Raw genomic sequence first — 21,296 nt, 5'->3', positions numbered from 1 at the left:
AGCCCCCTTCGCCAGGCCAATTCGAGTCATTATTTGTTACACAATGATGATAATCTCAATTTCCCCAGCCCTCTGCCCCGACCCTTTCAATGACCAGTCAAACGCTCCTGCTACGTCATCACCGGCCATTTGTGGCCTTCTGGTTCGCCCGCATCTTCACCGCCAGCGCCTTTCAAATGCTGACCGTGGCCATTGGCTGGAATGTCTACCAACTCACCGGCAATGTGATGGATCTGGGCTGGGTCGGGCTGATCGAGTTCGCACCGCGGGTGATGTTCATGCTGCACACCGGACATGTGGCCGATCGCTATGATCGGCGCCGGGTGGCAGCCCTGTGCCAGACGCTGCAAGCCATGATTGCCCTGACCCTGGCCATCAGCAGTGCAACCGACCATATCAGCCGCGAGCTGATCTTTGTCCTGGCCTTTCTACTGGGGGGCGCCCGCTCATTTGAAATGCCCACCACCCAGGCATTGCTGCCCTCAATCGTGCCTATCGCCCTGTTCCCCAGGGCCGTGGCGGCCGCTCAAGCAGCCCAGCAGTCGGCCACCATCGTCGCACCGGCGCTGGGCGGATTGCTCTATGCGTTTGGCAGCGTCTGGGTCTACGGTCCCACGGTGGTGCTGTACCTCATAGCAGCGCTGTTGATGAGCAACCTGCCCGCGCGCCAGACTGCACTGAACAAAGGCAAGGCCACCCTGGACTCACTGTTGGCCGGCATTCGTTTTATTCGCAGCCGCCCGGACATCCTCGGCGCCATCTCCCTCGACCTGTTCGCGGTGTTGCTGGGCGGCGCCACCGCCTTGCTGCCGGTGTTTGCCAAAGACATCCTGCTCACCGGCCCATGGGGCCTGGGCATGTTGCGTTCGGCGCCTGCGGTCGGGGCCTTGCTGATGTCACTGTGGCTGGCCAGGTTCCCGGTCGAGCGCAAGGTGGGGCGCATCATGTTTACTGCCGTGGGGGTATTCGGTGTCGCCACCATCGCGTTCGGGCTGTCGACCTCGTTCTGGTTTTCGATGCTGGTGCTGGTGGTACTGGGCGCGGCCGACATGATCAGCATGGTGATCCGTGCCTCGTTCGTGCAGCTGGAAACCCCGGATGAAATGCGCGGGCGCGTCAGTGCCGTCAATGGCTTGTTTATTGGCGCGTCCAACCAGTTGGGCGAATTTGAATCAGGGGCTACAGCGCACTGGCTGGGCACCGTGCCGGCGGTGGTGCTGGGCGGAGTCGGCACCCTGGTCGTCACGGGGCTGTGGATAAAACTGTTCCCCGGCCTGGCCAACCGCGACCGGATGGTGGAAGACAAACCACCTGCTCAGCCCTGATACCTGGGGCGCCACCCCTATATCCGGGCCGCCAGCGCATTGCATCGCGCCTTGCCGCAGAGCTGCTCGACCAGCGCGAGAGCAAATACCAAAGCCGCCCCGCAACCCTGGGCGGTTATGCAGTTACCATCCACCACCACTGGCTGGTCAATAAAGTTGCACCCCGAAAGCCGGTCACTGACCGATGGCAGACATGTCATGCGCCGCTGCTTGAGTACCCCGGCAGGCTGCAGCACCAGGGCAGGCGCCTCGGCAATGGCGGCGTAAAAACCGCCGGCCCGGGCCTGATCGGCCAGCATTTGCATTAAAGGCTGGTGGGCCGCCAGGTGCTCGCAGCCCACCGCACCACCCGGTAACACAATCAGGTCGAAAGCCTGGGCCAGCAGGTCAACCAGCATGCCGTCGGCTGTCAGGCGCGTGCCTCGGGCACAGGTCAACATGCGCCGGCCCTCGACACTGGCCACCACCACCTCGACCTCGGCACGGCGCAGAACATCGATCAAAGTCACGGTTTGCAGGTCGTCGACACCTTCAGCGACAGGAATCAGGGCTCTATAGGTCATAGGCTTTCTCGCACAGAGGAGCTATCAGCTTAGGTCAGCTTCGCCGCCATGGGTCTGGCTACTTTATATACAGCCTGGCGCCAAGCCGATTGTGCGGGGGCGTCAGGGAGGTATTGCTGAACTGGAACCAGCCGCCCTGCCGGTTACCCAGATCGAAGCTGTACAGGTAGCCCACCGTAGTACCGGCACCATTACAGGTCACCAGCCCTTCACCCTGATTGCACACCGGGGTGCGAACGCCATCCACTTCCTGGCCGTCCAGGCTCACATTGGGCTGGCCGCCATAACCGCGTTCAAGCACGTACACCTTGATGCCGGGAGCCTGATGGTCGCATTTGGTCTGTTCGCGACCATCGGACACATCCTCTACGGCGCAGGAAGTGGATACCACCTTGAGTATTTCGACGCGGCTCAAGGGCATCGCCGGTGCGGCGTTCAACGCAGCACTGAGCAACAGGCTAAAACTGACAAAAACAGGTTTGATCGTGCACTTCATGGCTTGCCCCCGATAACTGGCACGCAGTATGCCTGTGCACTTGAGGTAACAAAACATGACGCCGCAGGGCATCCAAAGCAGCCAGACGTCCGAGCTGCTGGTATGATGCGCGGCTTTTTCCGACAGACAGAAATTCTCAGGCTATCAGGGTCTGTTGACGCTTGGTCATGACACGCGCCCCGAGGGGACGACAGCCAAGGATCAACAGATCCCTAATCTGTGCTTTGCTGTTGAAAACGATTTAATCACGGCGCATTTGGCGCCACGGGGACTGGCATGCTGGAAAGGCTGTTTCAACTCAAAGCACACGACACCAATGTGCGTACCGAGATTCTTGCGGGTATCACCACCTTCCTGGCGATGGCCTACATCCTCTTCGTGAACCCGAGCATCCTCGGCGAAACGGGAATGGACAAAGGCGCGTTATTTGTCGCCACCTGTCTGGCAGCCGCCATCGGCTCGGCCACCATGGGCATCATCGCCAACTACCCGATTGCCCTGGCACCGGGCATGGGCCTGAACGCCTTCTTCACCTATACCGTGGTCCTGCACATGGGCCACACCTGGCAAGTGGCGCTGGGGGCGGTATTCATTTCGGCGGTGCTGTTCTTCCTGTTGTCGATCTTCCGTATCCGCGAATGGATCATCAACAGCATCCCGCTGCCGCTGCGCTCGGCCATTGCCGCCGGCATCGGCCTGTTCCTGGCGCTGATTGCGCTGGGTAACGCCGGTATCGTCGTCGCCAACAAAGCCACCCTGGTGGGCATGGGCGACCTGAGCCAGCCCAAAGTGATTCTCGCCTCTCTGGGCTTTGCCCTGATCGTAGGCCTTGAAGCCCTGAAAATGCGCGGTGCGGTACTGATCGGCATTCTGGCCGTGACCATTGCTTCGATTGCACTGGGTGTCACCGAATTTGGTGGCGTAGTGTCGATGCCGCCATCCCTGGCCCCGACCTTCCTGCAACTGGACATTAAAGGCGCACTGGACATCGGTCTGATCAGCGTGATCTTCGCCTTCCTGTTCGTTGATCTGTTCGACAACTCCGGCACCCTGATCGGCGTTGCCAAGCGCGCCGGCCTGATGGGCAAAGACGGGCACATGCCGAAAATGGGCCGCGCCCTGATCGCCGACAGCACCGCGGCCATGGCCGGTTCGTTGCTGGGTACCTCGACCACCACCAGCTACATCGAATCGGCAGCAGGCGTGAGCGCCGGCGGCCGTACCGGTCTGACCGCCATCGTGGTCGGCATCATGTTCCTGCTGGCGCTGTTCTTCTCGCCACTGGCCGCCAGCGTTCCGGCATTCGCTACCGCCCCTGCGCTGATGTTCGTCGCCGTATTGATGATGAGCGGCCTGGCCGAAATCGATTGGGACGACATCACCGTTGCCGCTCCGGTGGTGATCACCGCGCTGGCGATGCCGTTCACCTATTCCATCGCCAACGGCATCGCCTTCGGCTTTATTTCCTGGACCGTGATCAAGCTGCTGTCGGGCCGCGCGCGCGAGCTCAATGCACCGCTGATCATTCTGTCGATTCTGTTTGTGATCAAGCTGGGTTGGTTTAACGCATGAGTGCTTTGCCGTTCGATTCTGCTACCTACGCCATTGAGCTCGAAGCCAAGGCCAATCGCCTGCGCGAGCTGCTGGCGCCCTTCGATGCACCTGAACCCCAGGTGTTCGACTCGCCCCTCAAGCACTTTCGCCTGAGGGCCGAATTCCGCCTGTGGCGCGAAGGGGGCGAACGTCACTACGCCATGTTTGCGCCGGATGACAAGCGCACGCCGATCCTGATCGAAGACTTCCCGATTGCCAGCCTGCGCATCAATCAACTGATGCCGCAGCTCAAGGCCGCCTGGAAAGCCAGCTCGGCCTTGAGCCACAAGCTGTTCCAGGTAGAGTTCCAGACCACTCTGTCCGGCGATGCGATGGTCACATTGTGCTATCACCGCCCGTTGGACGAGCACTGGCAAACCGCTGCCGAGCAGTTGGCCAAAGACCTGGATATCAGCGTGATTGGCCGCTCCAAAGGTAAACGCGCTGTGATCGGCCGTGATCACGTGGTCGAGCAGCTGGAAGTGGCAGGCCGTACCTTCACTTATCAACAGCCCGAAGGTGCGTTCACCCAGCCAAACGGCACGGTCAACCAGAAGATGCTCAACTGGGCATACGAAGCGTTGGGCGAACGTCAGGATGATCTGCTGGAGCTGTATTGCGGCAACGGCAACTTCACCCTGCCGCTGGCCACCCGCGTGCGCAAGGTGCTGGCTACCGAAATCAGCAAGACCTCGGTCTATGCCGCGCTGAACAATCTGCGCGACAACGCTGTGGATAACGTGACGCTGGTGCGACTGTCGGCCGAAGAGCTGACCGAGGCCCTGAACGAAGTACGTCCGTTCCGCCGCTTGCAGGGCATCGACCTGAAAAGCTACGAGTTCGGCAGCGTCTTCGTCGACCCGCCACGTGCGGGCATGGACCCGGACACCTGCGAGCTGACCCGACGCTTCGACAACATCCTGTACATCTCCTGCAACCCGGCCACCCTGGCGGAAAACATCGCCCAGCTGCACGATACCCACCGTATCGAACGTTGCGCCGTGTTCGACCAGTTCCCCTGGACCCACCACATGGAATCGGGCGTATTGCTGGTTCGCCGGTAACCGCCTGCATCACTCATTGGTAGCCCCTGCCCCCCCGGCAGTGGCTACCAATAGTCTACCGGGCATGCCCGGCGATCACGCCTGCAGATAGCGCAAAATCGAGTCAGTAATCATTTCGCGTTGGCGCTGTTTTATCTGGCTGTCAGACAAATCGATCTGAAAAATCTCACCCAGCGTGTAGCGATTCGACACCCGATAAAAACAGAAAGAACTCACCAGCAAATGCACGTCGAGCGCATTGAGCCCCGCACGGAACACTTTCTGCTCAACCCCGCGCTGCAAGATATCCTCCAGCGCATGCACGATTGTGTCGTTCAAGGCCTTGATACCTGACGAGCGCTTGATGTACTCGCCCTTGTGAATATTTTCGACGCTGACCATGCGTACAAAGTCCGCGTTCAGGTCGTGGTGATCGAAGGTAAATTCCACCAGTTTGCGAATCGCCGGCACCGGCGCCAGCTCTTCGAGATGCAACTGGCCCTCAATGTGCCGGATCTCACCGTAGAGCTTCTCCAGCACTTCGACGTAGAGCTGCTCCTTGCTGCTGAAGTAGTAATAGATCATGCGCTTGGAGGTGTTGGTACGCTCCGCGATCGCGTCCACCCGGGCCCCCGCCAACCCCTGCTCCACGAACTCGGCAAGGGCTTCGTGCAGAATATTCTCGCGGGTCTTCTCCGGGTTGTTTTTACGGCTTTTACGCGGCTCGACAGCCGGGGCCGTGGCACCGCTGTCGACTTCTGGAATCTGGGTCATTAAAGGCTCACGGCCATCAGGGAATGCCCGCGATTATGGGCTGCCCCGTTCGTCGAAGGAAGTCGCCCGGCCTATAACTTGGCCTGACGTGCCGCGCCACTGCGGGATTTGGCCATCGCTGCCAGGCGAACTGCAACGTTGGCTGCGCCATAACCGGCATAGCCGTTTTTACGTTGCAACAGCTCAAAGAAAAAGCGCCCGGCAAAAGGCTCGGTGTACACGTGGAACAACTCACCGCCCTGGGCGTCACGGTCGTACAGCACGTTGAAGTAGGCCAGTTCGCTCAAGAACTCATCATCAAAATCAAAGCGCGCCGCCAGGTCGTCATAGTAGTTGAGCGGGATATCCAGCAGCGGTACCCCTGCGTCTTTCGCACGACTGACTTCGGCAAACAGATCGTCACACTCGAATGCAATGTGATGTACGCCGGAACCGCGATAGCTCGACAAGGCATGTGAGATAGCGGTGTTTCTGTTCTCGGAAATATTCAGCGGCAAGCGAATGGAGCTGCAGCGGCTGCGCAAGGCCCGGCTTTTTACCAGGCCATAGGGGTCAGGCAGTACCACTTCGTCATCGGCTTCGAAGTCCAGCAGGCTTTTATAGAACAGCACCCAGCTGTCGAGGCTGTCTGCAGGCAACGCCATTGCCATGTGGTCAATGCGTTTAAGTCCGCCCGACGCGGCCCGGGCAGGCGTGAGGTTGAAGTCCGACTGGTACAAGGGGTTGCCGGCGGCGTCCTGGTCCACCAGATAAATCAGGCTTCCATCCGGCGCCCGTACGGCCGCCAGCTCCAGCTCATTGGGGCCGACCAGGCCGCGATAGGGCTGACCTTTGTAGGCCACGGCCCGGGCCAGCGCGCTGGTGCTGTCCTGTACCCGTATCGCCGTGGCGCACAACGACGGCCCGTGGGCCTCGAAGAAGTTGTGGGCAAAGGAGTAAGGCTCAGCGTTGAGAATCAGATTGATATCGCCCTGGCGCAACAAGCTCACATTTTTCGAACGGTGCTGACCGGCCCTGGAGAACCCCAGACGCTCAAGCCATTGCGTCAACTGGGCGCCCTGACTGTCATCCACGGCAAATTCGAGAAACTCGATGCCGTCGTAGTCGCTCGCCTTTGGCGGCGCGAATAACGGCTCCAGCAGAGTTGCCGGTTCGGCCTGGCGAGCCAGACGCTCACGGGTTTTTTCTTCGAGATACAGCAGCGAGCGAAAGCCGTCGGCGGCATTGGCCCGGGTAGGCGCGGCACGAAAACCGTCGTTGAAGATTTCCAGCGACAAGGGACCAGTGTAGCCACTCTCAATGATCGGCGCCAAAAAGCCTGGCAGGTCGAATTCGCCCTGCCCCGGGAAGCAGCGGAAATGCCGGCTCCACTCCAGCACGTCCATCGCCAGCACGGGCGCATCGGCCATCTGCACGAAGAAGATCTTGTCTCCCGGGATCTGCGCGATGGCACTCGGATCGCCCTTGAGCGACAGGGTGTGGAAGCTGTCGAGCAGCACCCCCAGGTTCGGATGATCAATCTGCCGTACCAGGTCCCAGACCTGTTGCCAGGTATTGACGTGACGGCCCCAGGCCAGGGCCTCGTAGCCGATGCGTAAATTGCGCGCGCCGGCACGTTCGGCGAGCAGGCTCAGGTCATCCAGCAGAATCTGCCGCTCACCCAGGGCGTCAGCAGCGGCATTGCTGCAGACCAGCACCAGGTCCGTGCCCAGTTCCTGCATCAAATCGAATTTGCGTTCGGCGCGGTCAAGGTTGCGGGCCAGACGATCGCGGCGGCAGCCTTCAAAGTCACGAAAGGGTTGAAACAGGCTGATGGCCAGGCCCAGGTCGGCACATATTTGGCGCACCTCGCGCGGACTGCCGTCATAATAAAGCAGGTCGTTTTCAAAGATCTCGACCCCGTCAAAACCTGCCGCCGCAATGGCGTCCAGTTTCTCCGGCAAGGTGCCGCTCAAAGAAACGGTGGCAATCGAACGCTTCATTTTTTACTCCCTGAATTGGCACAGCCTGCAAACGACAGCATTTCTTAATAGCCTGATTATTAAGGGCGCCCTATTATTGAGCAATCACTGTGTACTAAACGGTTAGTTTTGCGGGCGATTATCGAACACTATGGCCTATCTCGAATTGACGACTTTTTGTCCAGTCGCCACCATCAATCTGCTGCTCCAGCTTCACCACATAACAATTCCAAGAAACGGATAAACAACCATGGTCCCTTCTCAGACTGCACGTACCAAGCCTGCCCAAGGTCCACACGCGGGTATCGGCGACAAGATCCGCGGCACCATGGCGATCGGCAAGACCCGCTGGGGCATGCTCGCGCTGGTGTTTTTCGCCACCACCCTGAACTTCATCGACCGCGCCGCCCTGGGTGTGATGCAACCGATTCTGGCCAAAGAAATGAGCTGGACGGCGATGGACTACGCCAACATCAACTTCTGGTTTCAGGTGGGCTACGCCATCGGCTTCGTCCTGCAAGGCCGGCTGATTGACCGGGTGGGCGTAAAGCGGGTGTTCTTCTGCGCGGTACTGCTCTGGAGCCTGGCCACTGGCGCCCATGGCCTGGCCACCTCGGCTGCCGGCTTCATGATCTGCCGCTTTATTCTCGGCTTGACCGAAGCGGCCAACTATCCGGCCTGCGTCAAGACCACGCGCCTGTGGTTTCCGGCCAGCGAGCGGGCGGTGGCCAGCGGCATTTTCAATGCCGGGACCAACGTCGGCGCCATGTTCACCCCGATGATGCTGCCACTGGTATTGCATGTATGGGGCTGGCAAGCGGCCTTTTTGTGCATGGCCGCACTGGGTGGCATCTGGCTGATCTTCTGGGGGTTGAAGTACTACAACCCTGAAGATCATCCGACTGTGTCCAAAGAGGAACTGAACTACATCCAGCAAGAAAAAGAGCCTGAACAGACCACCGTTTCTTTTGCCACCATCCTCAAGATGCGTGGCACCTGGGCATTCGCCCTGTCCTACGCCATGACGGCCCCGGTGTTCTGGTTCTATCTGTACTGGCTGCCGCCCTTCCTGAACCAGCAATACAACCTGGGGATCAGCGTCACGCAGATGGGTATCCCGCTGATCATCATTTACATCACTGCTGACTTCGGCAGCGTCGGTGGCGGGATTCTGTCTTCGGTGTTGATCAAGCGCGGCATGGCGGCGGTCAAGGCGCGCCTGGTGTCGATGCTGTTATGTGCGATCGCCATCATTGGCGTGGTGATGGCCGCAGGCTCCAGCCAGCTGTGGGTGGCTGTCGGCGCGATTGCCCTGGCACTCGGCGCACACCAGGCCTGGACGGCCAACGTGTGGAGCATGGTGATGGACTACACGCCGAAACACATGATGGGCACAGTGTTCGGCTTTGGCGGGATGTGTGCCGCCATCGGCGGCATGTTCATGACCCAGTTCGTCGGCTATGTACTGACCGTCACCAACAACAATTACACATTGTTGTTCACTATGATTCCGGCGATGTACTTCATTGCGTTAGTGTGGATGTACTTCATGGCTCCGCGAAAAATCCCACAAGTATAAAAAGCGGGCCAGACCTCCACACCCAGCACCACCTTGAGGTATTCGATGACAATGCCCACCCCCCTTTCAGGGGTTAACCAGCCTTTGAAAGGCATCTTGCTGATCGTGGCGGCCACGGCCCTGTTCTCCAGTCACGATGCACTGTCCAAATACCTCAGTGGCTTTTACCCGGTAGTGATGGTGGTGTGGGCCCGTTATCTGGTGCACACCCTGCTGATGGCGGGGATTTTCCTGCCGCAGTCGGGGCTGCGGGTCTTACGCAGCAAGCGCCCTTTGCTTCAGGTTCTAAGGGCGATATGCCTGCTGGGTTCAGGGCTGTTTTTCACCTACGGCCTGCTGTATATCCCACTGGCCGAAAACACCGCGGTCAACTTTCTGGCGCCGCTGCTGGTGGCAGCATTGTCCGGGCCCCTGCTGGGGGAGAAAGTTTCACTCGGCCAATGGCTGGCCGTGGTTTGCGGGTTTATCGGGGTGGTGATCATTATTCATCCAGGCGGTGAGCTGTTCACCCCTGCGGTGTTATTACCGATGGCGGCAGCGCTGTGCTTCAGCTGCTATCAGATTCTCACCCGCAAACTCAGCCTGTACGACAGCCCCACCACCAGTAATTTCTTTGCCGGGCTATTCAATGTGCTGGTGATGAGTGCGCTGGTGCCGTTCTTCTGGCATACCCCGACTCTGGCCCACGGCCTGCAAATGCTTGCCCTGGGCGCATTCGGCATGACCGCGCACTTGCTGTTGACCCAGTCTTTTCGAGTCGCCGCCCCGGCACTGCTGGCGCCATTCAGCTATTGCCAGATCGTGTTTTCCGGAATATTGGGCTGGTTGCTTTTTGATCACACGCCAGACTTCACCACCCGTATCGGCATCGCTATTATCTGCATCAGCGGTCTGGCAGCTGCCTTGCAGCAACGTCGCACCCGGGCCTGAACACTCTTGTGCAGGAGCGGGCTTTAAAGAGCTCGCTCCTGCAGGGAGTGTGTTGTTTACCGGGCCTTAGAAGTCGAAAAACACCGTTTCGTTTGGCCCCTGCAAGTAGATATCAAACCGGTAGGCCGGTTTGCCGTCCACTTCGCAGCGCCGGGCGATCAGGGTTTCGCGACGTTGCGGTTGCTCAATCAGGTTGAGCACCGGGCATTTGCCATTGGCTTCAGGCTCGTCGCTGAAGTACAGGCGGGTTTGCAGGTGGATGTTGATGCCCCGGGCAAACAACGACACGTTGATGTGCGGCGCCATGGGCACGCCGGCTGCGTTGTTCACCACCCCCGGCTTGATGGTGTTCAGCGTCCACTCACCGGCATCAAAGGTGGTGGCGGTACGGCCAAAACTGTTGAAGGCCTTTTCCGAGTCAAAGTCTTCGTCGTAGACCCCTTCATGGTTGGCTTGCCACAGCTCCAGAAAGGAGTCGCGCACCAGGTGGCCATTGCCGTCGTGCACGTTGCCCAGCAGCAAGATGTGCTCGCCCGGGGCGCCGGGCTTGGCCATTTCGCTCCAGATTTCCACGGGCCGTGCCGGGTTGCCGGCCGCGGCCAGTGCCAAACCGATATGCACATAAGGGCCAGCCGTTTGCGATGGGGTTTCCTGCAGCAGTTCGATAGGCATGACGGGCTCCTCAGCAGTTTTCGAAGTGAGTCTTGCGCTGACCGCGCAGCACGATATCAAAGCGATACGCCAGGCAATCCATTGGATTGGCCGCGCCCATGTCCAGCCGCGCAATCAGGCTTTGCACGGCGTCAGGATTGGCAATCGACTTGACGATCGGGCACATCGGGATCAACGGATCACCCTCGAAATACAGCTGGGTAATCAGGCGCGTAGCTATGGAAGGGCCACTGATGGAAACGTGGATATGCGCCGGACGCCAGTCATTGGGGCCGTTACGCCAAGGATAGGGCCCCGGTTTTACGGTGCGGAAGCTGTAGTAGCCCTGACTGTCGGTGAGGGTACGACCCACGCCACCAAAATTGGGGTCAAGGGGTGCCAGGTAACGGTCATTCTTGTGGCGATAACGGCCACCGGCGTTGGCTTGCCAGAGCTCGACCAGCGTGTGGGGAATCGGCTTGCCATACTGGTCGCATACCCGACCCGCCAGCAGAATCCGCTCGCCCACCGGCAAACCGCCGTTGTTGAAGTTCAACAGCAGGTCATTGTCGAACTTGCCCAGTTGCAGGTGGGAAAAGTCAGGGCCACTGGTTTCACTGACCGATTGCGGGATGCTCACCAGCGCCTGCCGCGGCGAACGGGCAATGGAGGTTTTGTAATCGGGGGTCAGGGCTTTGGGGTGCCAGTTGCGGTCACGGATGACAAAACGCCGGCTGTCTGCATCAGACATGTCGATCTCCTGTTGTTTTTATAAAGGCCAGGCCCCTCCCTCGCTCCGACAAAAGCCAGGGCGGGGGGCAGGCATATAGTGGTCATTTTCAAACAACAGGCAGGCAAGGACTACTGAAAAGCCAGACTCAACCCATAACCATACGGTTATGGATAAATACCCTCGCAGTAGGCCTGCCCCAGCTCCCGCAGCACCTCGACACAGCCCTGTGCCGCCACCGACATTGGTACATGGGCGTTGCTGCAAATCCCGATCGAGCCCCCGGGTTCGCGCTGGCCTAGGTCGACTTCTTGCAGTTCACCACTCGCCAGATCCAGGCGCACAGCATCCAGCGGCGCTATCCAGACCGCATCGTTATGCAGCACATAACGCCGGCTCAGGGTAATCGACAGGGTCTCCAGACGCTGACGGGACTGGCTGATACCGCACTGTACGAACAGGCTGTCGGCAAAGGCGCGGATGGTGGTATTGGCCAGCGGCAGTACCAGCGGATAGTGTTCCAGCCGACTGCGACCCAGCGGCAATTGCGTCAGCGGATGACCGGCGCGCACCACCAGGGTCATGGATTCGCTGTAAAGGTGTTCAAAATTCATCCCCTGAATTTCCGGACTATCTGTCATCCGCCCCACCACCAGATCGACATCTCCCACCCGCAATTGCGATAACAGGTAGGCACTCGGCCCCGTCACCACACTCACCACCAGCGACGAGTGCCGCGCATGCAGGCGGCTCACCAGTTCGGGTATCAGCAGGCTTTCAACGGTCGACAACACGCCAAGGCGTACCGTCCCGCCCGCATATTCGCCCCCGCGCAAGGCATTCACCCCTTCGCGCAGGGCCTGCACCGAGGGCGTCGCATAGCGCAGGAAGGCCACACCGGCTTCGGTCAGGCTGACCCCGGTTTTGCTGCGCACAAACAGGCTGACCGTCAGTAGCTGTTCCAGCTCCTTGAGGGTTTTTGACATGGCCGGCTGACTCACCGCCAGCACATCCGCCGCCCGCGCCAGACTGCCCTGACGTGCCATCTCCAGAAAGCACACCAGGTGCCGGTATTTGATGCGGGTATCAATGTTCACAGGGCTGACAACTCCGGGGCGAGGACAGGCGGTATTCAACCACTTCAGCGCGGGGCCCGGAACTCTATTCAGACACTGGCGGTCTTTTTGCCGGGCCGGGCTAATCTGTCACCCGTGCCGACACCTGCTTTTACCTTGCCTGGCGCGGTAACTGCCATACTCCTTGCGCTCTTGAAAGGCGTCTGACAACCGGTCTGGCGAAGCCCCGGCTCAGCAACAACACTATCAACAGGATTTATCAGAGGATTGCCCCATGCTTTGGAAAAAAGGCCGACGCAGCGACAACGTGGAAGACGTGCGCGATCAAAGCACCGGGGGCGGCGGGATGCGCATTGGCGGCGGCAAAGGCCTGAGCCTGATGGCGGTGGTGGTGATTGTCGGGTTCGGCTTGTTGACCGGCCAGGACCCGATGCAAATCCTCGGGCAACTCAGTGGCCAGCTCAGCGAGCAATCCTCGCCCCAGGTCACCCAGCAAGCCGGGCATGCGCCGCCGGCCAATGATCAACAGGCCGACTTCGTGCGCGCGGTGCTGGGCGATACCGAGGACACCTGGCGTCAGATTTTTCAACAGGCCGGCCGTACCTATAAAGACCCGACCCTCGTGCTGTTTCGCGGCCAGGTGAATTCAGCCTGCGGTTTTGCTTCGGCAGCCACCGGGCCGTTTTACTGCCCGGCGGACCAAAAGGTTTACCTGGACATGAGTTTCTTCCAGGAAATGTCCCAGCGCTTCAAGGCCGGTGGCGACTTCGCCCAGGCCTATGTGATCGCCCACGAGGTAGGCCATCACGTGCAGACCCTGCTGGGTATCTCGTCAAAAATGCAAATGGCCCGTCAACAAGGCCAGCGCATGGAGGGTGCAGGTGGATTGCTGGTGCGCCAGGAACTGCAAGCCGACTGCCTGGCGGGAGTTTGGGCCAACCATGCGCAAAAGCGCCTGAACTGGCTGGAGCCGGGGGATGTCGAGCAAGCCCTGAACGCCGCCAATGCCATCGGCGACGATCGCCTGCAGCAACAAAGCCAGGGCCGTGTAGTGCCGGACTCCTTTACCCACGGCACATCGGCGCAACGGGTGAAGTGGTTCAAGACCGGTTTCGCCCAAGGTGATATCAACCAGTGCGACACCTTTTCGGCAGCAAGGCTGTAAATGGGCTCGCGCCTGATGGTTTCGATGCTCGGGCTGCTGCTGTTCTGCACGGCGGCACGGGCTGCAGAACAGGGGGTCAGGGAACTGAGCCCCGAGCATCTGCAAATCGGCACCGCACAACTGGCGCTGGGCTTGAGCCAGGACTGGCAACAGCCGCTCCCCCAGGTGCAGCGGGCCCTGATTGTGATCCATGGCCGTTTGCGCAATGCCCAGACCTACCTGCACAGCGTTGAACAGGCGGCGACCCGGGCCGGGCAGTTATCCACAACCCTGATCATCGCCCCACAGTTTTTGAATGAAAGCGACGCTGCCCGCCATAGCCTGCCCGCCGATATATTGCGCTGGCACGCCAATGACTGGATGGCCGGCGCACCCGCCACAAGTCCTGCGCCCCTCAGTTCTTATGCGGCGCTGGATCAGATCCTGGAGCGTCTTGCTGATGGTGAACGCTATCCGGCCCTGCGCGAGATAGTGGTCGCCGGACACTCGGGAGGCGCGCAAGTGGTGCAGCGCTACGCACTGACAACCCGGGCTGGCAAAGCGTTGCAGGAGCACGGGATCAAGCTGCGCTATGTGATTGCCAACCCTTCGTCCTACGCCTATTTCAATGCGCAGCGACCGATCCCCACCTTCGATCCGGCCAGTTGCCCGGGTTTCAATAACTGGAAATACGGGCTCCAGCACCTGCCAGCCTACACCCGGGGAGAAAGCCCGGCGCAACTGGAACAGGCCTATGTCGGACGTGACATTACCTACTTGCTCGGAGCCAAAGACATCGACCCCAACCACCCGGCTCTCGACAAGGGTTGCGAGGCCGAGGCCCAGGGCGCGTTCAGGCTGGTGCGGGGCAAGAATTACTTCGAGTATCTGACCCAGCGCCATCCGCAGGGGCTCAATCAGCGACTGATAGAAGTGCCCGGGGTCGGGCACAACGGCGACCGGATGTTCACCTCCCCCGAGGGGCAGAAGGTGTTGTTCGGCGAGCAACCTTCCTCCCCATAAACCTGTAACCGCGAAGAGCTCGCGAGACAAGGGTTGCGCAGTGCAAACATGCGGCAGATCGCAGCTCTCACCGTCCAGACCGGAAAGCACCACATGCAAGTGGCTGCAATTACACCTGTAGGAGCGAGCTTGTCTCGCGAGCTTTTCAACCAAACCACGAAGAGCTCGCGAGACAAGCTCGCTCCTACAGGGGTTGTGCAGTGCAAACATGCGGCAGATCCCAGCCCTCACCGTCCAGACCGGAAAGCACCCCATGCAGGTGGCTGCAATTGCACCTGTAGGAGCGAGCTTGCTCGCGAGCTTTTCAACGAGGCCGCGAAGAGCTCGCTTCTACAGGGTCAGGCGATAAGCTTGCGCAGTTCGAAACAGTCCCGCGCATGCCAGTCGGTCAGTTCCGGCCACGGATTTTCGGGCACGTTGACCAGTACTGTTTTACTGCCCGCCGCACGACCACAATCCAGGTCAAAACGATAATCCCCCACCATCACCATCTGTGACGGATCGACCTCCCATGCCCGGGCCAGTTGCAACAGGCCGTCGGGGTCGGGTTTGTGCGCAGCATTGTCGCGACCCAGAACATCCTGCGGCGCAAAAAGCGGGGCCAGACCAATGGCCTCCAGGGTGATATGCGCCAGCTCCCGGGCATTGCGGGTCAGCACTCCCAGGCGACAACCGCGGGCCGCCAGCTCGCGCACCAACTCTACCGCCCCGGGTGCCGGGGTTGAGGCCAGTGCCAGTTCACGCTCGTGCTCCAGCAACCAGGCGTGCTTGGCTTGCGCCTCGTGGGCAGGCAAGCCGTTGAGGTGGGTCAAAATATCCACTTGCACAGGGATGTCCAGCGCCCGACGAATCGCGTCAAAGTCATGCACCGCGACGGTCAAAGTACCGTCCATATCAAAAACCCAGTGTTTTACTTCCTTGAGTGTCATGCCCAGTCCTTACGATGACGAATCAAACCTTCCTGTGTGACAGACGCAACCAGCTGGCCGGCGCGGTTAAAGACGCTACCCCGGGAAAACCCGCGTGAATTTCCCGCCCACGGGCTGTCCATGGCGTACAGCAACCAGTCGTCGGCACGCAGGTCCTGGTGGAACCACAGCGCGTGATCAAGGCTGGCTACCTGCATGTCCTTTTGCCACACGCCTTTGCCATGGGGCAGCAGCGAGGTGGTCAGCAAACCGAAGTCCGAGGCATAGGCCAGCAGGTATTTGTGCAGCGCCGGCGAGTCAGCCAGTGCGCCATCGGCACGAAACCAGACGTACTTGATCGGGTCGGTGATCTTGGGGTTGAACGGGTCTTCGCCCACCACCGGACGAAATTCGATGGGTTTGGCGCACAGCAACTTTTCACGCATCGATTCGGGGATCAGATGCGCACGCTGACGAATCATTTCGAGTTCCGAAGGCAGGTTTTCCGGGCCCACCACATCGGGCATCGGAGTCTGGTGCTCAAAGCCGCCTTCGTCGTACTGGAATGAAGCGCTACAGGTGAAAATCGGCTGACCCTTCTGGATCGCGGTCACCCGGCGCGTGCTGAAACTGCCGCCATCGCGCACCCGGTCCACCTGATAGACCACCGGCAACCCGGCATCCCCCGGGCGCAAAAAGTAGCCGTGCATCGAGTGCACGTGCCGCGCATCTTCGACTGTCTGGCTCATGGCCGACAACGATTGTCCGAGCACTTGACCGCCGAACAACTGGCGAAAGCCCAAGTCCTGACTGCTACCGCGAAAGAGGTTCTCTTCGATCGGTTCCAGGGTCAGTAAATTGACCAGATCTTCCAACACTTGGCTCATTCGGATTCTCCTCACACAGAGCAATACCGGGGTAGCCTTGGCTACGCCGGACAACAAAATTCTGGCTTTCGCCGCTCTCGGCCTGCCTAGCCGTGCAGGGTTTCCAGCCACTGTGCCCGCGTAATGCGATACAGCACATGTGACCTTAGCGGATGCCCTTCAGGCAGCCGGGGATGTTCAAAGTCACCGTCCGGATCGTGCTGCATGCCGATCGCCTGCATGACCTTTTGCGACGGCAGGTTCAACTGGCTGGTAAATGACACCACCTGATCCAGTGCCAATCGGTCAAAGGCGCAGCGCAGCGCCGCCCAGGCCGCCTCGCTGGCATAGCCCAGGCCCCAGTGTTCCGGGGCCAGGCGCCAGCCAATTTCCACGGCCGGCGTGAAAGGTGCGGCAAAATTGACATTGGACAACCCGGTGAAACCGATGAAGGCCCCGGTATCCTTGCGCTCCAGCGCCCACAATCCGTAGCCGTATTCGGCAAAGTGACCACGAATCCGGCCTATCAGCGCGGCACTTTCCAGACGGCTCAAGGGCGCAGGAAAATAGCGCATCACCTGAGGGTCGGCAGACATCGCAGCGAACTCGGGCAAATCTGTGTCACGCCACGGGCGTAACCGCAAACGGGCACTTTCGAGCTCTTTAATCTGCTCCATCTGTTATCTCCGATTTGTTACCGGGCTTTTCGAATACCTCGCAGTGTACAGCGCTGTTAATATCAAACGCTCGTTCGGTGCGAAATCCCATGCCTTTACCTCTGATTTACCACGATGACTACAGCCCTGAGTTCCCGGCGGAGCATCGCTTCCCGATGGACAAGTTCCGCCTGCTGCGCGATCACCTGGTCCAGTCCGGGCTGACCCGCGACGCCGATTTGCTGCGCCCCGAACTGTGCCCTGTGGATATCCTCGCCCTCGCCCATGACCGCGCCTACATCGAGCGTTACATGGCCGGTGAATTGGCCCGCGAGGACCAGCGACGCCTGGGCCTGCCCTGGAGTGAAGCGCTGGCACGCCGCACCATCCGCGCGGTCGGCGGCTCGTTGCTGGCGGCCGAACAGGCCCTTGAGCACGGGCTGGCCTGTCATCTGGCAGGTGGCACTCATCACGCCCACTACGACCACCCCGCGGGCTTCTGCATCTTCAATGATCTGGCAGTCATCAGCCGCTATCTACTGGAAAGCGGCCGGGTAAACCGGGTATTGATCTTCGATTGCGATGTACACCAGGGCGATGGCACGGCGCGGATTCTTGAACATACGCCGGATGCAATTACCGTTTCCCTGCACTGCGAAAAGAATTTTCCGGCACGCAAGGCACAAAGCGATTGGGACATTGGCCTGCCCATGGGCATGGGGGATACCGAATATCTGCAAGTGGTGGATGACGCGCTCAATTACCTGCTGGCGCTGTATCAGCCCGATCTGGTGCTGTACGACGCCGGTGTCGATGTGCACAAGGACGATGCCCTGGGCTATTTGAAGCTGACCGATGCCGGCGTCGCCGCCCGCGATGAAAGCGTGATGCGCCACTGCCTGGGACGGGATATTCCAGTCGTCGGTGTTATAGGCGGCGGTTACAGCAAAGATCGCAAAGCCCTGGCCCGACGCCACGGGATCCTGCACCACAGTGCACAAAAGGTCTGGCTGTCTTCCGGCTGCTACTAATTACCCACAATGCCTGTGGAACTGCCTGTGGATAACCTGAGTGAAAGCTCTTGCAGGCCACGTAGTCTATGGGCTGCAGAGAGCTGTATGTTTTTCATACAGACAACATCCATCTTCTGTGGGCGCCGGCTTGCCAGCCATGCAGGCGACGCAATTGGCTCTATCCTGGCATCGATGCCATCGCTGGCAAGCCAGCGCCCACAAGGCCAACCCACCCCCTGCAGGGGCAGCGGTCTTGCAGGGCTTATGGAGATTAGTCAGGTAGAATGCGCGACTTATTTCGCCGATTTGCAGCCCCGCCATGACAGAGCCCACCACCTCCCCTTCCCGCCACGTCGCCATTATCGGCGGTGGGCCCGCAGGCCTGATGGCCGCTGAAGTGCTGAGCCAGGCCGGGGTGCGGGTCGATCTGTATGACGCCATGCCCTCGGTCGGACGCAAATTCCTGCTGGCCGGTGTCGGCGGCATGAACATCACCCATTCCGAAGCCTACCCGGCATTCCTGTCACGTTACGCCGAGCGCGCCCCGCAAATGGCTCCGCTGCTGCGGGCCTTCGATGCTACGGCCTTGTGCCAGTGGATTCACGACCTGGGCATCGAAACCTTTGTCGGCAGTTCAGGCCGGGTATTTCCCACCGATATGAAAGCCGCGCCATTGCTGCGCGCCTGGCTCAAGCGTCTGCGCGAGTCCGGGGTAGTTATCCACACCCGCCATCGCTGGCTGGGCTGGCATGCCGATGGCCAGTTAAGGATCGACAGCCCGACAGGTGAGCAGCAACTCAAGCCTGATGCGGTGTTACTGGCGCTGGGCGGCGGCAGTTGGGCTCGCCTGGGCTCGGACGGGGCGTGGATGCCGCTTCTGGCCGGGCGCGGGGTGGAACTGGCGCCGCTGCAGCCGAGCAACTGCGGGTTTGATGTGGCGGGCTGGAGTGAAGTGCTGCGCAGCAAGTTTGCCGGAGCCCCCCTGAAGAACATCGCGATTGCCCTGAAAAACAGCACCCCGCGTCTGGGTGAGTGCGTGATTACCGCCAGCGGCATTGAAGGCAGCCTGATTTACGCCTGGTCGGCGCCGATTCGTGAGGCGATCAATCAACAGGGGGTGGCCACCATCCTGATCGATCTGCTGCCGGGCAAGCCTGTGGATAAAGTTGCCGCAGCACTGGCCAAACCTCGCGGCTCGCGCTCCATGAGCAAGCATCTGCACAGTCAACTGGGGATAGACGGGGTGAAAGCCGCGCTGCTGCGCGAATTGACGCCGGCCGAGTGCTTTGCCGACACGCAGAGGCTGGCTCAGGCAATCAAGGGGTTGGCGCTGAACCTGATAAAAACCCGTCCACTGGACGAAGCCATCAGCAGCGCGGGAGGCGTGCGGTTTGAAGCGATGGATGAAAACCTGATGCTTAAAGCCATCCCGGGGGTGTTCTGCGCAGGGGAAATGCTCGATTGGGAAGCCCCCACCGGCGGCTATTTGCTAACAGGCTGTTTTGCCAGTGGCAGGGCCGCAGGTTTGGGGCTTTTGAGCTGGCTCAAAGCCTGACGCTTGCGAGAGCGAGCTTGCCCGCGATGGCGTCGCGGACAAGCGGGTTTGGCTTACGGCTTGCGCTTGCGCGGGCCGGTATTGAACACAGGGACTTTACGCACGGGTTTGACCGAAGGTTCAACCGGTGCAGCTTCGCCGCTGTCGACCCATTTACCCAGGTTGCGCTTGCCGCCACCGCCTGAGGTTTTCGGTTTTTTCGGCTTCTTCGGCTTTTTGATCACCTGACCGGTTGCATCAGTCTCGGGCACGCGGTGCTCCGGCTCGAAGTCCTGTTGTTCATGGCGCGGCAAGGTCTGACGGGTCAGCATCTCGATCGCCGACAACATGTTCACTTCATCGGCGCAGACAAACGAAATCGCTTCGCCCTTCTGACCGGCACGGCCAGTGCGGCCAATGCGGTGGATGTAGTCTTCGGCCACGATCGGCATGTCGAAGTTGATCACCAGCGGCAGGTCTTCAATATCCAGACCACGGGCGGCAACATCGGTCGCGACCAGGATTTGCACTTCGCTGGCCTTGAACCGGTCCAGCGCACGCTGACGCGTGGCCTGCGGCTTGTCGCCATGAATGCCGTCGGCGTTGATGCCCAGGCCTTGCAGCTTGCCCACCAGTTCATCGACACCGTTACGGGTCTTGGCAAACACCAGCACTTGCTTCCATTGCTGGGTGCGCAGCAAATGCAGGAATAGCTCCGGCTTGCGCTTTTTGTCGACCGGAATGATCCATTGCTTGACGCTGCTGGCCGCTACGTTGCGCGGGCTGACTTCGATGCTCAGCGGGTTGTCGAGCATCTGCTCGGCCAACAGGCGGATGGCATCAGAAAAGGTCGCCGAAAACAGCAGGGTCTGGCGCTTTTTCGGCAATACGCGGTAGATATCCCGCAGCTCTTCGGAGAAGCCCAGGTCGAGCATGCGATCCGCTTCATCGAGGATCAGGGTTTGCAGCTGGGTGAACTTGATCGCCTTCTGCCGATAGAGATCGAGCAGACGACCCGGAGTGGCCACCAGGACATCAACCCCTTTGCGCATTTTCATCATTTGCGGGTTGATGCTGACGCCGCCGTAGACCGCATAGGTGCTCAACGGCAAATGCTCGGCGTACTGGCGGATGCTCTCGTGAACCTGTTCGGCCAGTTCGCGGGTTGGCACCAGTACCAGGGCGCGCACCATGTTACTGGCAACTTTCGGACCTTCCATGCTCAGCGACTGCAGCAGCGGCAGGGCGAAACCGCCCGTTTTGCCGGTGCCGGTCTGGGCGGCGGCCATCAGGTCGCGGCCAGCCAGCACTGCGGGGATCGCTTGGGCCTGAACCGGGGTTGGGGTCTTGTAGCCGAGCGTCTCAAGAGCGCGCAGCAAGGGTTCGATCAGGCCAAGGGTGGCGAATGTCATGGGGATACCGTCGAAAAAG

At 60.1% G+C, this 21,296-nt stretch carries 20 protein-coding genes; 9 read left to right on the top strand and 11 right to left on the bottom strand.

Features of this window, described 5'->3' with window-relative positions; translation table 11 throughout:
* The first annotated feature begins 89 nt into the window (after positions 1 to 89).
* Positions 90 to 1,325: an MFS transporter gene (locus WG29040_RS22225; protein WP_003443989.1), complete on the top strand. Its 1,236-nt coding sequence runs from the start codon at positions 90 to 92 to the stop codon at positions 1,323 to 1,325.
* A 17-nt stretch (positions 1,326 to 1,342) separates the two neighbouring features.
* Here the strand turns inward: WG29040_RS22225 and WG29040_RS22220 are convergent, their stop codons facing one another.
* Positions 1,343 to 1,888, bottom strand: a complete 546-nt coding sequence (locus tag WG29040_RS22220; protein WP_127196887.1) for a DJ-1 family glyoxalase III — start codon at positions 1,886 to 1,888, stop codon at positions 1,343 to 1,345.
* A gap of 58 nt (positions 1,889 to 1,946) precedes the next feature.
* Positions 1,947 to 2,384 (bottom strand): DUF4879 domain-containing protein, encoded by a 438-nt coding sequence (locus WG29040_RS22215; protein ID WP_127196886.1) that lies wholly within the window; start codon positions 2,382 to 2,384, stop codon positions 1,947 to 1,949.
* Between the two features lie 276 nt (positions 2,385 to 2,660).
* Here WG29040_RS22215 and WG29040_RS22210 point away from each other — a divergent pair, with 276 nt between their 5' ends.
* Entirely contained in the window at positions 2,661 to 3,956 is a 1,296-nt protein-coding gene (locus WG29040_RS22210) for an NCS2 family permease (protein WP_003443995.1), read from the top strand.
* A complete protein-coding gene (gene trmA, locus WG29040_RS22205) occupies positions 3,953 to 5,041 on the top strand; it encodes a tRNA (uridine(54)-C5)-methyltransferase TrmA (protein ID WP_010655535.1) in 1,089 nt (362 codons plus the stop codon). Before WG29040_RS22210 ends, trmA begins: the two co-directional genes overlap by 4 nt.
* A 75-nt stretch (positions 5,042 to 5,116) precedes the next feature.
* On the opposite strand, the gene WG29040_RS22200 is transcribed toward trmA, so the two are convergent.
* Both WG29040_RS22200 and quiC read right to left on the bottom strand, forming a co-directional pair.
* On the bottom strand, positions 5,117 to 5,794 hold the full coding sequence (locus WG29040_RS22200) for a TetR/AcrR family transcriptional regulator (RefSeq protein WP_003443999.1): 678 nt from the start codon (positions 5,792 to 5,794) through the stop codon (positions 5,117 to 5,119).
* A gap of 71 nt (positions 5,795 to 5,865) precedes the next feature.
* Entirely contained in the window at positions 5,866 to 7,776 is a 1,911-nt protein-coding gene (gene quiC, locus WG29040_RS22195; protein ID WP_003444001.1) for a 3-dehydroshikimate dehydratase QuiC, read from the bottom strand.
* Between the two features lie 229 nt (positions 7,777 to 8,005).
* Here quiC and WG29040_RS22190 point away from each other — a divergent pair, with 229 nt between their 5' ends.
* Both WG29040_RS22190 and WG29040_RS22185 read left to right on the top strand, forming a co-directional pair.
* Positions 8,006 to 9,334, top strand: a complete 1,329-nt coding sequence (locus WG29040_RS22190) for an MFS transporter (RefSeq protein ID WP_003444003.1) — start codon at positions 8,006 to 8,008, stop codon at positions 9,332 to 9,334.
* Positions 9,335 to 9,379: 45 nt separating this feature from the next.
* A complete protein-coding gene (locus WG29040_RS22185) occupies positions 9,380 to 10,264 on the top strand; it encodes a DMT family transporter (RefSeq protein ID WP_029612181.1) in 885 nt (294 codons plus the stop codon).
* A 66-nt stretch (positions 10,265 to 10,330) separates the two neighbouring features.
* Here WG29040_RS22185 and pcaG read toward each other — a convergent pair whose 3' ends face one another.
* The 3 genes from pcaG to pcaQ form a co-directional block, all read right to left on the bottom strand.
* The gene (gene pcaG, locus WG29040_RS22180; protein ID WP_003444007.1) at positions 10,331 to 10,936 is read right to left on the bottom strand and encodes a protocatechuate 3,4-dioxygenase subunit alpha; all 606 of its coding nucleotides are present in this window, start codon (positions 10,934 to 10,936) and stop codon (positions 10,331 to 10,333) included.
* Positions 10,937 to 10,946: 10 nt separating this feature from the next.
* Positions 10,947 to 11,666, bottom strand: a complete 720-nt coding sequence (gene pcaH, locus WG29040_RS22175) for a protocatechuate 3,4-dioxygenase subunit beta (RefSeq protein ID WP_003444009.1) — start codon at positions 11,664 to 11,666, stop codon at positions 10,947 to 10,949.
* Positions 11,667 to 11,812: 146 nt separating this feature from the next.
* Positions 11,813 to 12,742 (bottom strand): pca operon transcription factor PcaQ, encoded by a 930-nt coding sequence (gene pcaQ, locus WG29040_RS22170; protein WP_127196885.1) that lies wholly within the window; start codon positions 12,740 to 12,742, stop codon positions 11,813 to 11,815.
* A gap of 253 nt (positions 12,743 to 12,995) precedes the next feature.
* Here pcaQ and WG29040_RS22165 point away from each other — a divergent pair, with 253 nt between their 5' ends.
* Positions 12,996 to 13,886, top strand: a complete 891-nt coding sequence (locus WG29040_RS22165; RefSeq protein WP_003444013.1) for a neutral zinc metallopeptidase — start codon at positions 12,996 to 12,998, stop codon at positions 13,884 to 13,886.
* Positions 13,887 to 14,888: an alpha/beta hydrolase gene (locus WG29040_RS22160; protein WP_127196884.1), complete on the top strand. Its 1,002-nt coding sequence runs from the start codon at positions 13,887 to 13,889 to the stop codon at positions 14,886 to 14,888.
* 338 nt (positions 14,889 to 15,226) lie between these two features.
* Here the strand turns inward: WG29040_RS22160 and WG29040_RS22155 are convergent, their stop codons facing one another.
* From WG29040_RS22155 to WG29040_RS22145, 3 genes are all read right to left on the bottom strand, one after another.
* Positions 15,227 to 15,817, bottom strand: a complete 591-nt coding sequence (locus WG29040_RS22155) for an HAD family hydrolase (RefSeq protein WP_127196883.1) — start codon at positions 15,815 to 15,817, stop codon at positions 15,227 to 15,229.
* Positions 15,814 to 16,683 carry an acyl-CoA thioesterase II gene (gene tesB / locus WG29040_RS22150; protein WP_003444021.1) on the bottom strand — a complete coding sequence of 290 codons (870 nt, stop codon included), beginning with the start codon at positions 16,681 to 16,683 and terminating at the stop codon, positions 15,814 to 15,816. Before tesB ends, WG29040_RS22155 begins: the two co-directional genes overlap by 4 nt.
* Positions 16,684 to 16,769: 86 nt before the next feature.
* The gene (locus WG29040_RS22145) at positions 16,770 to 17,339 is read right to left on the bottom strand and encodes a GNAT family N-acetyltransferase (protein WP_003444023.1); all 570 of its coding nucleotides are present in this window, start codon (positions 17,337 to 17,339) and stop codon (positions 16,770 to 16,772) included.
* An 89-nt stretch (positions 17,340 to 17,428) separates the two neighbouring features.
* Between WG29040_RS22145 and WG29040_RS22140 the strand changes: the two genes are divergently transcribed.
* Together WG29040_RS22140 and WG29040_RS22135 are read left to right on the top strand one after the other, a co-directional pair.
* Positions 17,429 to 18,349, top strand: coding sequence for a histone deacetylase (locus tag WG29040_RS22140; protein WP_010655530.1), 921 nt, complete (start codon positions 17,429 to 17,431; stop codon positions 18,347 to 18,349).
* Positions 18,350 to 18,650: 301 nt separating this feature from the next.
* On the top strand, positions 18,651 to 19,886 hold the full coding sequence (locus WG29040_RS22135; protein WP_127196882.1) for a TIGR03862 family flavoprotein: 1,236 nt from the start codon (positions 18,651 to 18,653) through the stop codon (positions 19,884 to 19,886).
* 53 nt (positions 19,887 to 19,939) lie between these two features.
* On the opposite strand, the gene WG29040_RS22130 is transcribed toward WG29040_RS22135, so the two are convergent.
* On the bottom strand, positions 19,940 to 21,277 hold the full coding sequence (locus tag WG29040_RS22130; RefSeq protein ID WP_127196881.1) for a DEAD/DEAH box helicase: 1,338 nt from the start codon (positions 21,275 to 21,277) through the stop codon (positions 19,940 to 19,942).
* Between the last annotated feature and the right edge of the window lie 19 nt (positions 21,278 to 21,296).

It is taken from the genome of Pseudomonas sp. PAMC 29040, from assembly GCF_003994535.1.
Taxonomy (GTDB): Bacteria; Pseudomonadota; Gammaproteobacteria; order Pseudomonadales; family Pseudomonadaceae; genus Aquipseudomonas; species Aquipseudomonas paraversuta.
This window is presented reverse-complemented; position numbering and strand designations above follow the sequence as displayed.

Excerpts from the sequence above, each read along its gene's own strand:
- WG29040_RS22225 (WP_003443989.1), top strand. The coding sequence starts at position 90 with ATGACCAGTCAAACGCTCCTGCTACGTCATCACCGGCCATTTGTGGCC.
- WG29040_RS22220 (WP_127196887.1), bottom strand. The coding sequence starts at position 1,888 with ATGACCTATAGAGCCCTGATTCCTGTCGCTGAAGGTGTCGACGACCTG.
- WG29040_RS22215 (WP_127196886.1), bottom strand. The coding sequence starts at position 2,384 with ATGAAGTGCACGATCAAACCTGTTTTTGTCAGTTTTAGCCTGTTGCTC.
- WG29040_RS22210 (WP_003443995.1), top strand. The coding sequence starts at position 2,661 with ATGCTGGAAAGGCTGTTTCAACTCAAAGCACACGACACCAATGTGCGT.
- trmA (WP_010655535.1), top strand. The coding sequence starts at position 3,953 with ATGAGTGCTTTGCCGTTCGATTCTGCTACCTACGCCATTGAGCTCGAA.
- WG29040_RS22200 (WP_003443999.1), bottom strand. The coding sequence starts at position 5,794 with ATGACCCAGATTCCAGAAGTCGACAGCGGTGCCACGGCCCCGGCTGTC.
- quiC (WP_003444001.1), bottom strand. The coding sequence starts at position 7,776 with ATGAAGCGTTCGATTGCCACCGTTTCTTTGAGCGGCACCTTGCCGGAG.
- WG29040_RS22190 (WP_003444003.1), top strand. The coding sequence starts at position 8,006 with ATGGTCCCTTCTCAGACTGCACGTACCAAGCCTGCCCAAGGTCCACAC.
- WG29040_RS22185 (WP_029612181.1), top strand. The coding sequence starts at position 9,380 with ATGACAATGCCCACCCCCCTTTCAGGGGTTAACCAGCCTTTGAAAGGC.
- pcaG (WP_003444007.1), bottom strand. The coding sequence starts at position 10,936 with ATGCCTATCGAACTGCTGCAGGAAACCCCATCGCAAACGGCTGGCCCT.
- pcaH (WP_003444009.1), bottom strand. The coding sequence starts at position 11,666 with ATGTCTGATGCAGACAGCCGGCGTTTTGTCATCCGTGACCGCAACTGG.
- WG29040_RS22165 (WP_003444013.1), top strand. The coding sequence starts at position 12,996 with ATGCTTTGGAAAAAAGGCCGACGCAGCGACAACGTGGAAGACGTGCGC.
- WG29040_RS22160 (WP_127196884.1), top strand. The coding sequence starts at position 13,887 with ATGGGCTCGCGCCTGATGGTTTCGATGCTCGGGCTGCTGCTGTTCTGC.
- WG29040_RS22155 (WP_127196883.1), bottom strand. The coding sequence starts at position 15,817 with ATGACACTCAAGGAAGTAAAACACTGGGTTTTTGATATGGACGGTACT.
- tesB (WP_003444021.1), bottom strand. The coding sequence starts at position 16,683 with ATGAGCCAAGTGTTGGAAGATCTGGTCAATTTACTGACCCTGGAACCG.
- WG29040_RS22145 (WP_003444023.1), bottom strand. The coding sequence starts at position 17,339 with ATGGAGCAGATTAAAGAGCTCGAAAGTGCCCGTTTGCGGTTACGCCCG.
- WG29040_RS22140 (WP_010655530.1), top strand. The coding sequence starts at position 17,429 with ATGCCTTTACCTCTGATTTACCACGATGACTACAGCCCTGAGTTCCCG.
- WG29040_RS22135 (WP_127196882.1), top strand. The coding sequence starts at position 18,651 with ATGACAGAGCCCACCACCTCCCCTTCCCGCCACGTCGCCATTATCGGC.
- WG29040_RS22130 (WP_127196881.1), bottom strand. The coding sequence starts at position 21,277 with ATGACATTCGCCACCCTTGGCCTGATCGAACCCTTGCTGCGCGCTCTT.